Genomic DNA, 11,681 nt, shown 5'->3' on the forward strand with positions numbered 1-11,681 from the left:
ACAAGAGAATCGATCAACTCAAGCTATGTTGATGCCGCCTTGGGCGGCTCATAAATGACGAACAGATAACCGCTTTGAGCGGTTCCTATATTCCAAGCCTCCGGCTTTGCCGGAGGTTACTGACTCTGCTCGACTTTCGATTTTTGAGACAGCCTCATACGCTCTCGAAGCATCACTGCAAAGGGAAGAAATTGCATATATAAAAAACAGCCAAAACGAACTCCTCACGCTCAATAATCTAAATTTCACGCTCAGTTCGTTTTGACAAAACACAAAAAAAGAGGAGCCTTTCAGCTCCTATTAATTCTCAACAATATGTCCGCACAATTTCCATCTCAATCCCTTTGCCCGAGTATGAAATAAGGTCTCGCACGGCAGCTTCATCGACTTCCTGTCCGTTTATTAGAATCCTACTAGATGCAAGCCTGTCACCATCGCCTTCACGCCGAACTCGAAGGGTGAACGGCATAACTGTATATTCGCCGTTGTCTGTGCGAATAAAGAGCCTGCGTCGGAATGTGATATTGTCCTTGAGCATTGCAGGCAGGTTCGGCGATACAGTGAGGTCCGGCACTGACGGATCGTGAAGATTTAACCTGAGACCGGCTATACTCTGGAAGACCTCGATGATCCAGTCAGTCGAGCCGGACAGCCCGAAGTACATAGCCTGCCCGAAATGAGGATCGTCCACATCGGATACATATGACGTGCATGGTGTCTCAAACGGCCCACCGATAGACTCATCCCGGAGTGCGGACATCATAGGCTTGAACTCTCTCCATACCGTATCCGCCTGGCCGGCCACATTTAGCCGGAACCGGTGCATCATAACCTGAGCGTGATGATATTCACCGTTTTCAGCAGCGCCCGACGGCACCACTCCCATCCTGCCCACCAGCCGAACTGCCTCCCGGTTGTTGCCTATCGGGACAGTGAACAGAGCCAGCCCCAGCTTTTCATGATAGAAGAGAGTATCTATCGTGTTTAGCAGAGATTGTATTTTGCGCTCGGCATCGGGAACAGGCGTCAGATACGGTCGTTTGAGGTTAAGCATTTCAAGTCCATAAGCCTGGCTGGTAAGGTCACGGCGCTTGGCTCCGTCAAAGTCGCTGCCGGACATAGAACCCAGCGTATATCCGGTCTCGCCTTTATCATAAGCAGGCACGCTGCCGTCTTTTTTCAGCTCATGAATTACATTGACGAATCCAGGCTTGTCTCCGTCTTCCCAGGCTGTTTTTATCACGGCCTGACGCAGTTTGTCCGCGAAGGATTCAAGCCTCTGAACATCGGGATGGATGCCTTCACCGGCCAGATAATCCGACACATGCTTAGTCCTCAAAATGTCGATGAACTCGGCCAGAGTCAGCACGACATGCGCCGAGAGACGTGTATGTGATCCGCGTCCCATCCCGCGAGTAGAGCTGTCACCGACTACCGAGGTGCCGAACATATCCACCGGGTCGCACCACTCACCATAAAGGATCTGAGCCATCTTGTACGGCGAGTCCAGCACATGCCGCTCGAATGAGGCGAATACTTCCATCGCAACTTCGAGAATACTATGTGTCTTATCGCAGCCGACTATACCCGATTTTTCCGGGTTGTCCGGGTCAGTGAGCCGTATTGTTTCAACATTTTCAAGCAGCAGCGAGATGTCACCCGTTTCTCTGATCAGCATGCAAAGTGAGTTGATCAGCCACAGAGGGCTGTCCGTATACGGCCGGTTGTCGTTAAAGACTTCCTGATCACGGTTTCGCCATGCGCTGGGATACTGGCGGGGAAACATGCCATGTAGCTTTTCACGTAGAGTCAGGCGGCTTGCCGATGGGTCAGGAGTATAGTCTACAGTCTGGTACATAAAACTCATAGCATGAATCAGATCGGCTCGGACGCGTCCCGGGTCTTCTTTCATTTTTGGCCACATATCCTGCCCGCGGTCACGCGTGCCGAGTTCTATTCCGTCAGCAAGCATTGCGCCGTGAGCGCGGCAATTTTCGTATATCTCACTGACGCCTGTCCATACCGAGTTGGCATACTGGGCTACAACCGGGTCACTAGGTATCCGAATATCAAAATCAGGATGCGCCTCACCATCCTTTGTCCCTCGACGGCTGCGGGCAGCATCCAATACTGCATCCGGCGCCGAACTCACAAGCATTTCTGCTGCAGTCTTGAATGCGTTGGATATTGCGCTATAGGTAGGCGCGTCTGCTAAGGAGCATTTTCTGAATGCTTCGATGATATCGGGGTCTGTAACATAGAGCAGGCTCTGGAACAATGCAGCGGATTCTCCAGCCTTAAGGTCGAATGAGTAGCCGTTTGCAGCAATAGTAGGTGATGAAAACCGGTTCATTCTATCGCCCGCGCCTTCAGACAGAAGTTCACCACGCAGCACCGCCTGCGGCGTAATTATACTCGCTGAAGAGCTGCCGACAAAACTCATATAGTCGCATGTCTGAGCTAATGGCTTGAACCCTTCAAAGCGGGACGACTGCCGCTTGATTTGCAATATATCGCTATATGGCACAACTGCCGAGGCCACTGTTTCAGTATCAGATAAAGGTAAACCGGAGTCATACCAGAGGTCTTTGTTGTAGACAAATCGCTGGGTGCCGTGCAGATTAAAATGTGTCCACAATGATCCTTGAACGGATTCTGCACCCGCATTTTTGACCATCATCTGGCGAAAGATTGCAGGCCCCTGATCCAGATATACCAGCGACAGCCGCACCGCGGTACGTATTTTTACTCCATTGGGCTTTAAGAACTCGGCGAAATACCAATACGCCCGGTCCGGTTCACCCATCTTTACCAGTCTGTGGGCTGTCGGTTCCAACGAGCGATTATTTAACGGGTTGATGATAGATGCAATGCAGGGTTGGCCGTCGATTTCGAGTCGAAGCCAGACATTGGATGATGGTGTGCCTGTCTCGCGTTTTGCTGTGGTGTCAAAGTGAGATTCCAGGATATTGACTTCAAGTCCTTCCTCGATCTTGACTAAAAACCCTAACGATCCGTTGGACATAAACGTGGCAGTAGCATTTTGCTTCTGGTCTACCAGCACTGATGGGCAGGCAACAGGCGGGGCATCATATATCACTTCTCCGTCTTTGCCGTAGCCGCCGATCTTGTTGACTCGATCAGCTATTTCCATACCGAACAAGCGCTCTGCTTCATTTTTGAACTCTACAAACATGCTTACCTCTACAGGGGATTGTGAATAATAACAGTATACTCTATAGAGGCTGAAAGCTGAAAGTGGAAAGCCCGGAATGAGCGGTCGCAGTCAGATATCGCGCCCAGTCACGATATTAGTAATAATTTACTTCGACTGTCTTGTCCTCATCTCTCAATAATGCAGCAAGAGTCTCGACGACAGAGCGCCGTAGGAGCATTTCAGGGGGGAAGCTTGCATTCTGGTGAGCTGCATTGCGAGCAGTACCGACCATAAACGTGATGCCGTCGCATGATTTCAAAATATCATATAGCTTTGTGGCGGCGTTTTCCTCGCCATCGGGCACGCCGCGCTTCATGTAATCGACAACGCGATTGAGTGTGAGCATGCCTTCTGTAACAATATCTATTCCTTCGATCTTGGCAGTCGGCGGGAGACCTGTGTCCAGGTATTTCAGCTCGATCTCAACTTCTTTGCCCATCTTTTCGGCCACAAGATGCGATGTCGTGCCTCCCGCGACGATCTTTATCCCGGGAGCGGACAGAAAATCGTTGAGCATGCGAGGCATGTCCTTCGGATCGCCCGCCGGACCGGTTATAACTACAGCGTTCCGCGCCTTTCTGTAGCGTGTCGCAACGACCGTTCCGTCATCGCCCGGTGACGATTCCCACAGTTCATTCGCCTGCTTGAGGACTATATCCGCCAACCTCTCAGGGTCGCCTTCAGCCAGGTGTGCGACATGGCTCAGATAGCTCTGAACGCCTTCCTCCTGCCAGCCCATGCGCATCGTCGTGCCGACCCCGGCATGGATGATTCCGTCCGACATCTGCAGGATAACATCATTCGGTTTGAGCCTGAAGTGAGTCTCGCGGATCGTTTTGTCGAGGACTTCAACTTCAGAGCCTATGGCCGGACTGACCTTGACACCGCCTCTGAGTCTTAATGAGATCGGAGAGTCATACTCGACCAGAGTCGCCTGACCTGTGTCATATATTCGCAGAATCGAAAAAGTAGAGTAAGCAATGCCGCGCCATTTGCAAACAGGCAGGGTCGCGACCAATGTCTCGACCATTTCATGCGTACTCAGGTTGCCGCTCGCAAGACCACCGACAATTTCGACCGTGAGCGTCGAGAGCACATTTGCCTTAACACCGCTGCCCAGGCCGTCCGAGAGCACGATTACCATTGAATCAGGCGCACGAAAGACCTTGAACGAGTCGCCGCAGGTGTCCTCGCCCTTCTTAGAAAAACTCTTTCCGATTACATCTACCGTATATTGCTTCATATCTGTACAGTCAAAAAGTCAAAAGGCCGAAAAGTCAAAAAGTTGGGTAATGCGATTTTAAGACGGGTCTTTTTGACTTTCTAACTTTTTGACTTTCAAACTCTATTTACTCTCTTCCACATCCTGCGCCAACTGCGTAAGCTTGCGCAGCAGCACGCGAGTCTCACTTGTAGTCTCGCCGAGGATACTTGCGATCTCCTGGGCCATCCGCATTTGCTTTTCAATCACGCTTTCCGCGTTGGAAAGCGTCTCAGAGCGAATGCGCGCTATCCGTTCCTCTTCTTCCCTTGTCTTTGTGAGGTTTGCGAAGATCCCGATCATAACGTCCTCGCCGTCGAGCCTATATATGCTCTCACTTGTGATCAGGTTATACTGCTGAAAAGAGACCGGTTTGCCGCTGATCCTCGGGATAACCTCAGCCGCCACTTTTTCAAAGTCTTCGGGGTCCATAAGCGTGCTAATGGGTCTGCCGACGAGCTTGTCTGTCGCGCTGAACATGCAGGCGAACGCCGGGTTGAACGAGACTATGTTGAACTGGGCATCTACCATGACAATGCCGTTGGGGCTGTTATCTATGATCTGATCGGTCTTGCGCTCGGCAAGCTGGCGCATCCACGGCAGGCACATGCTTCTTTCCGCCATGCCCGAGAGCACCGCGAGCGCATTCTCCCTGCACGACGAATATCCGCATGCGCCGCAGTTCAGCTCGTCTTCGAGTGCATATTTGCCTGTTTCGGCCAAAACCGCCTTGACCGCCGTCTCGCTGAACTGAGGCTGCGTTAGTATCTGTGGGCTGATCTCACGCGCCAGGTCTATCTTTGGTGCACCGGCTATATCAAATTCTTTTTCAGCCTCATACGTCTTTCTCTTGTGATATTGAAGTACCTTGTTCCGGCGGGCAAATATGTCTTTGGTGGGGCCCATACATGCGCCGTTTATGCATCCTCCTGCGCAGAAAAGTGCCTCAAATAACCTGATAGGAGTATTGTCGGATAGGTGGTCTATCATCTCACCTACATGCCTGCTGCCGGATAGAGTTATGAAATCCTCGCGCAGCAGGCCCGACGCAATCGAAGCCGTTTTAGCCAGCCCGCCCTCCAATGGGAAAAGCTGAGCATCTTTTGGACGAACATCGTCAAAGGCTGTAGGCTGCAGCGCGCTCTTTTTGATCCCTGCGTCGGCCAGTGCCTGGTGGAGTTCTTCAAATGTGAGCACCGCATCTACGCTGCGCTCCATATCTTCATCAGCTTCACCCTTCTTTGCCGAACATGGTCCTATGAAGACGACTTTTGAATCCTCGCCATATTTCTTCTTCAGATATCTTGCATGCGCGATCATAGGAGAGATAAGAGGCGTTATATTTTCACAGACCTCGGGGTGGTATTTCTCAACGTAGTTCACCACCACAGGACATGCGGAGGTTACCAGTGTATTGTTATTCTTGTCCATAAGCCCGGCGGTGGCGTGCGCGACCAGTTCAGCGCCGACGGATGTCTCGGTCACCATATCGAACCCGAGTTTCTTTAATGCAGCAGGAAGCAGACCGTTGCCGTAATCGCCGAATGCAGCGGGAAATGATGGCGCCACGGAGGCGATTTTGTTACCCGATAAGGAGAGAATCTGCATTACTTTCTGCACGTCATCGCGCACGTGTTTGGCCTGCTGAGGACATTCGCGGACGCATGTGCCGCAGAGTATGCACCTGTCTGCGTCGACACGCGCCTGACCGTCAGCGAACCTGATAGCCTTTACCGGACAGACTCTAACGCACCTGTAGCAGTCCCTGCACTTAGCTTTATCTGTAGAGATAATGGAGTTTTTCACGATTGCACCCGCGGCAGAATCTCATTGTTGAAGAATTCCTCGGTCCTCTCCGGCGTCACTCCGCCGTGAACCTTGCCGTCGATGACGACATTGGGCGCGTCCAGACAGTTTCCGAGGCATAAGTCGGCCTTGAGTTCCACTCTGCCGTCGAGGTGTTCTCGCTCAATCAGCATCTCAAGTGTTCTCAGGGTCTTGCTGCCGCCTTTGACGTGGCACGAACTGCCCACACATACTTTGATTTCAAGCTTATCGGACATAGGGGAACTCCTGACTCGGGGCCAGCCATTGTTACACCGCTGTGACCTACTAATACATTCTCCACGCAGAATATTGCTTTGTCAAGAGATTATGTTCAAAAGATTAGCTTGCAAATGTTAAAAACAATCAGCCAACTCCGTGCCGTTGACGCAAACCTGAGGTCATCAATCTTAAACGCACTTTGGCCAGGGCGAACGCATCAAAATGTCATTCACCTTGTTTTTGCCTCTGCGGTTAAAACCGCGACTAAGAAAAATACGAAGTGTCCCTTCGGACACTGAGATTTCAGTCGGCGAAGGCCGACTTCGTGTTTTTGTAGCAGTGACTTTAGTCGCCTGGCGGTTAAAACCGCGGCAACAACTACACAAAGTCCCCCTGCGAGGACTAGATCTGTAGCTCAATCCATATTACACATATGATATAATAATATAAGCCTTTCCCGTCTCGGCGGCAGGAGAGGCGATTTTTATGTCCTGGAGTTTGTATTGGCTGATAATATCCGCGATGAGATCCGCAGACGGCGGACCTTCGCTATCATATCTCACCCTGATGCGGGAAAGACCACCCTTACAGAAAAACTGCTGCTCTATTCTGGCGCAATAGACCTTGCAGGCTCGGTCCGTGCGAAAAAGGACCAGCGGCACGCCACGTCCGACTGGATGGAGCTCGAGCGGCAGAGGGGGATATCGGTCACATCCACCGTGCTGCAGTTCGACTATGAAGGGTATGTGCTGAATCTGCTGGACACTCCCGGTCATGAGGACTTCAGTGAGGACACATATCGCACGCTGACCGCTGCGGACAATGCTGTGATGCTTATAGATGCCGCCAAGGGAATCGAGCCGCAGACACGCAAGCTCTTTGAGGTCTGCCGGATGCGCGGAATCCCGATTTTTACCCTAATCAACAAGATGGACCGCCCGGCTCGCGACCCGCTTGATCTGCTCGATGAACTAGAAAAAGTATTCGGTATCGCGACTCATGCCATGAACTGGCCTCTGGGTAATGGCGCGAATTTCCGTGGAGTATATGATCGTCACGGTCGCAAGATGCATCTCTTTGAGCGGACAGAACACGGCGCAAAGCGCGCACCCGTGATCGTTACGGACCCAGACAGCCCGGAGTGCGCGAAACTGGTGGACAAAGAGACTCACGCCAGGTTTCTGGAAGAGATGGAACTGTTGGATATGGCCGGCGACAAGTTTGACCCCGAACTGCTGCGCACAGGAAAGCTTACTCCGGTATACTTCGGCAGCGCAGTAAACAATTTCGGCGTCAGGCTGTTTTTAGACTCGTTTCTCAAGTTGGGGCTTGAGCCTGGTGCCAGAGAGACCACGCAGGGCAGGATCGAACCCGATTACCCGCACTTTACAGGCTTTGTCTTTAAGATTCAGGCGAACATGGACCCCAAACACAGGGACAGTGTCGCGTTTTTGAGGGTGTGTTCGGGCAAGTTCGAGAAGGATATGCAGGTCCACCATTCGCGGCTCGGGACAAAAATGCGCCTCTCCCGTCCGCATAAGCTCTTTGCAAGGGACAGGGATACTGTTGAAGAAGCGTATCCCGGTGATATACTCGGCCTGGTGAACCCCGGCGCATTTGCGATAGGGGACAGTGTGAGCGCAGACGGGCCGGTTGCATACGGCGGTATTCCAAGGTTTGCGCCCGAGCATTTCGGCGTGCTTCGATGTCCTGATCCGTCTAACTACAAGAAGTTTCGAAACGGCCTGGATCAGCTCAAAGCTGAGGGCGCGCTGCAACTATTTTATGCGGCGGGCGCAGGTTCCGCTCATGAGCCGATTATAGCAGTGGTAGGTCGGCTTCAGTTCGATGTGATTACGTTCAGGCTCAAGAGCGAATATAATGTGGACACTATATTTGAGCCGATGCATATGAAGTATGCGCGCTGGATTACCGGCAGCGATGAAGATATTGCCAATATTTCACTCTCGATAGGCACGCGGCTTGTCGAAGACCCTGAGGGCAGACCTGCTGTGTTGTTCGATGACGACTGGAGCCTGTCTCGCGTTATCGAAAAGAACCCGAATCTCAAGTTTGACAGCGTTGCTTCTTAAAGTGACGCATCAATAATATATTTCCACCTCCACCGAACCCGCTAGCCTCAAAGCGGCTCTTATATATAGAACATATAGAGGGAGTCGAACGGCAATGCTTCTGCTGCGTGATCTGCTCAAATTGTGCGAGACGGGCAATAACGATGCTGTTGCGGAGCTTGTCCGCCGCTTCCGGCCATGGGCGCTGGATTTCGCATCTGCAATCCTGGACGATCATGACCTCGCGGAAGACGCCGTGCAGGAAGCATTCATAACCGCAATCACACACCTATGCGATCTTCGTGAGCCAAATGCATTTCCGGGCTGGTTCCGGCAGATCATCCGCACGCAGGCCAGTCGTATTCTTCGTATACGCAAAGAACTGCCGATTGAACAGGGTGATCTACTCGCTTCATATGACTGTTCGGCGCAGGACCAACTTCAATCTAAAGAACTCCGCGTCGTGGTCCGTGATGCTTTAAGGTCGCTTCCAAGCATAGGACGTGATGCAGCGGAAATGTTCTATCTTGAAGAGATGAGCTGTGCGAGCATATCGGACCTGCTTGCAGTGCCGGAAGGCACTGTGAGACGCCGGCTCTTCGATGCCAGGGCTCGGCTTAGAGATTTGCTGCTTGGCTATGTCCAAGGTGAAGAGCCGGATCGCGAAGAGCACAAGGACCCAGGATTCCCCCTGTGAAAGGAGACTGAAATGTCAGAACAATCGTCTGTTGAGCTTGAGAAGTTGGTTATGATGGCTTATTCGCGCGGGGCAAGTGACCTGCACCTGCTCGTTGGTGAGCCGCCGACACTCCGTATTGATGGCGTGCTGGAGCGTACAGACATTACACCACTTACCGCTAATGAGACCAGGGCAATAGCATCTGCTGTTATGTCGAGTGACAAGATCGAGCAGATAGAACGCGAAGGCGGAGCGGTAGAAAGGTCTATAACCTTTGGAGAAGTTGCGGCGAGGTTTTGTGTAGCTCGTGTTTCAGGTGATATCAGTATTTCAGTTCGCTTGATTCCTACAAGCGTTCCATCTGTCGATATGCTGGGTCTGCCTAAGGGGCTGATTGAGGCAGGAAAAGCTCCCATGGGGCTTATAGTATTTTCCGGTCGCATAGGTTCCGGCAAGTCAACTGCAGCGTACAGCCTCCTCGACCACATCAACTCGAACAGCAGCGCTAACATCCATACTCTGGAAGACCCGATTATGTATCGGCTCATACCGAAGAAATCACTGGTGCAGCAAAGAGAGGTGGGTGTGGATATCCCTGATACTATCTCGGGACTCAGGCAATTGATTCATATGGACCCGGATGTCATATTCATGAGCGAGGTGAAAACGCTGGAGGACCTGCAGGCAGTCATAACCGCTGCTGAGACAGGGCATCTGGTCATCATGGTAATGCATGCAGACTCACCCGAGGAAGCAATCCAACGAATAGGGGATGTCTTCTCAGAACAAATACGCCCGTTCTATCGGAAAGCGCTTGCTGGTGTGCTCCGGTGTGTGTCATGCCAGCGCCTCATACCTAAGATAGGTGGAGGGCGAGTCGCGGTATTCGGGGTATTGGTTCCTGATGAAGAGATGAGGACAGCAATTGCTGAAGGTGAGGATGTCTTTTCTAGGAAAACTCCACTACCCGAAAATTGCATCCGCATGCCCGACGAGATCAATCGTATGGCCAGGGAGGGGATTATCAGCGAGGAGACAGCTAAAGCCTATTTGGCGGATATTTAGCTGAGTATACTGCGCTTTGCTCTTGCGAAAGCATGCAAGAGCAAAGCGCAGGAAAATGACTGCCGTGCGCATAATTATCTACTTACAGCTAGCGCATACAACGTGACGCATCCGAACATTGCTGCTCTTCCTGGAGGACCTGACCCATGATCCCCAACGCTTTTTTGATAGGTGAAAAAATATATCTAAGGCCGTTCGAGAAAAGTGACCTCGACTATATCCGCAAGTGGTATAACGATCCCGAACTCAGAGGGTCTATCTGTGTGACTGAGCCTTATAATGCTGTGAAGACCGAGCAGTGGTTCGACGATATCTGCAAGGACGAGCAGCGTATATGGTTTGCGATTGCTGTGAAAGAAAATGACGAAGTGATCGGTGAGTGCGGGCTGCTGCGAATGTTTGTCGCCTGGAAGACCACAGACCTGACCATGATCATAGGCGAACGCGACGCGCATGGCAAGGGCTATGGGTCTGAAGCGATCCGGCTGCTGCTGGACTATGCATTCGGCTATCTGGGTTTTCATAGAGTAGCTGTTGGAGTGGCCGGTTTCAATGAGGATGCGGTCAGATTCTATGAGAAAAACGGCTTCAAACGCGAGGGCATCCAGAGAGACGGCTATTATTATAATTACGAATATCACGATTTTGTGATGATGAGTATTCTGGAAGACGAGTATCGGCACACTGCCTCTTGATGCCAGCCACGTTTACCATTTCCATTGATACCCTATACCTTGAGGTGAAACCATCACATGGTCGCCGGTGAAGCGCTTGCCTATGAAATATCCAAGAGCAGCGCCGCCGATTACATCGCGCCAATAATGCGATCCGGCTTCTACCCGTGAGTATCCGATTGTGGACGCGGTTATATAGGCGGGCCATTTATACTCAGGTCTGTAATCAGCAAGAACGGTGGCCATTGCGAATGCGGCAGCCGTATGACCGCTCGGGAAGCTGGTCCCGGAATCGCTGTTCGGGCGTTTTTCTCCGACAGCATACTTCAATGCTTCCGTGGCAATGCAGGTAGCTGCGACCGCTTTTGCACACTGTGTAAACTCGTGCTTATCGGACAGCAAGGATAGCCCACCTGCAGCGAGAAATGGTGTTACCGTACCAGATATTGAGCGTGCAAGAGGTTCTCTGATTACCTCGGAACTCCAAGCATGTGCGGAGCAGACCATCAGCAAAAAGATCATTAGCGGCACAAATGAACAAGTTGAATTCCTTTTCATATTAAGTTGCAGTTCTCCAAAGTCTGGGCTTTGCGAATCGATTCAGTGTTTCATCCATGAGTTTATACTGCCAGGGCAGCATTCCGTGTTCCCGGACGATGAGATGAGA

Annotated in this window: 9 protein-coding genes; 4 read left to right on the plus strand and 5 right to left on the minus strand. The window is 51.6% G+C overall.

The window, feature by feature from the left end; all coding sequences use genetic code 11:
* Window positions 1-307: 307 nt before the first annotated feature.
* The 4 genes from ABFD83_13125 to ABFD83_13140 all read right to left on the minus strand — a co-directional run bounded on the left by ABFD83_13125 (window position 308) and on the right by ABFD83_13140 (window position 6,541).
* The gene (locus tag ABFD83_13125; protein MEN6358013.1) at window positions 308-3,196 is read right to left on the minus strand and encodes a hypothetical protein; all 2,889 of its coding nucleotides are present in this window, start codon (window positions 3,194-3,196) and stop codon (window positions 308-310) included.
* 115 nt (window positions 3,197-3,311) lie between these two features.
* On the minus strand, window positions 3,312-4,460 hold the full coding sequence (locus tag ABFD83_13130; GenBank protein MEN6358014.1) for a SpoIIE family protein phosphatase: 1,149 nt from the start codon (window positions 4,458-4,460) through the stop codon (window positions 3,312-3,314).
* A gap of 102 nt (window positions 4,461-4,562) precedes the next feature.
* Window positions 4,563-6,284, minus strand: a complete 1,722-nt coding sequence (locus ABFD83_13135) for a [Fe-Fe] hydrogenase large subunit C-terminal domain-containing protein (protein ID MEN6358015.1) — start codon at window positions 6,282-6,284, stop codon at window positions 4,563-4,565.
* Entirely contained in the window at window positions 6,281-6,541 is a 261-nt protein-coding gene (locus ABFD83_13140; protein ID MEN6358016.1) for an NAD(P)H-dependent oxidoreductase subunit E, read from the minus strand. Before ABFD83_13140 ends, ABFD83_13135 begins: the two co-directional genes overlap by 4 nt.
* A gap of 486 nt (window positions 6,542-7,027) precedes the next feature.
* Between ABFD83_13140 and ABFD83_13145 the strand changes: the two genes are divergently transcribed.
* The 4 genes from ABFD83_13145 to ABFD83_13160 all read left to right on the plus strand — a co-directional run bounded on the left by ABFD83_13145 (window position 7,028) and on the right by ABFD83_13160 (window position 11,035).
* A complete protein-coding gene (locus ABFD83_13145) occupies window positions 7,028-8,617 on the plus strand; it encodes a peptide chain release factor 3 (GenBank protein ID MEN6358017.1) in 1,590 nt (529 codons plus the stop codon).
* 94 nt (window positions 8,618-8,711) lie between these two features.
* Window positions 8,712-9,293, plus strand: coding sequence for a sigma-70 family RNA polymerase sigma factor (locus tag ABFD83_13150; protein MEN6358018.1), 582 nt, complete (start codon window positions 8,712-8,714; stop codon window positions 9,291-9,293).
* Between the two features lie 12 nt (window positions 9,294-9,305).
* Window positions 9,306-10,340, plus strand: a complete 1,035-nt coding sequence (locus tag ABFD83_13155; protein MEN6358019.1) for an ATPase, T2SS/T4P/T4SS family — start codon at window positions 9,306-9,308, stop codon at window positions 10,338-10,340.
* A 146-nt stretch (window positions 10,341-10,486) separates the two neighbouring features.
* Window positions 10,487-11,035 (plus strand): GNAT family protein, encoded by a 549-nt coding sequence (locus ABFD83_13160; GenBank protein MEN6358020.1) that lies wholly within the window; start codon window positions 10,487-10,489, stop codon window positions 11,033-11,035.
* Between the two features lie 12 nt (window positions 11,036-11,047).
* On the opposite strand, the gene ABFD83_13165 is transcribed toward ABFD83_13160, so the two are convergent.
* Entirely contained in the window at window positions 11,048-11,572 is a 525-nt protein-coding gene (locus ABFD83_13165; protein MEN6358021.1) for a phosphatase PAP2 family protein, read from the minus strand.
* Window positions 11,573-11,681: the final 109 nt, after the last annotated feature.

Source organism: Armatimonadota bacterium, assembly GCA_039679645.1.
In the GTDB taxonomy this organism is placed as follows: domain Bacteria; phylum Armatimonadota; class UBA5829; order UBA5829; family UBA5829; genus UBA5829.

Bases quoted from the DNA above. Each gene is read 5' to 3' on its own strand.
- ABFD83_13125 (MEN6358013.1), bottom strand. From the start codon at position 3,196: ATGTTTGTAGAGTTCAAAAATGAAGCAGAGCGCTTGTTCGGTATGGAA.
- ABFD83_13130 (MEN6358014.1), bottom strand. From the start codon at position 4,460: ATGAAGCAATATACGGTAGATGTAATCGGAAAGAGTTTTTCTAAGAAG.
- ABFD83_13140 (MEN6358016.1), bottom strand. From the start codon at position 6,541: ATGTCCGATAAGCTTGAAATCAAAGTATGTGTGGGCAGTTCGTGCCAC.
- ABFD83_13150 (MEN6358018.1), top strand. From the start codon at position 8,712: ATGCTTCTGCTGCGTGATCTGCTCAAATTGTGCGAGACGGGCAATAAC.
- ABFD83_13155 (MEN6358019.1), top strand. From the start codon at position 9,306: ATGTCAGAACAATCGTCTGTTGAGCTTGAGAAGTTGGTTATGATGGCT.
- ABFD83_13160 (MEN6358020.1), top strand. From the start codon at position 10,487: ATGATCCCCAACGCTTTTTTGATAGGTGAAAAAATATATCTAAGGCCG.
- ABFD83_13165 (MEN6358021.1), bottom strand. From the start codon at position 11,572: ATGAAAAGGAATTCAACTTGTTCATTTGTGCCGCTAATGATCTTTTTG.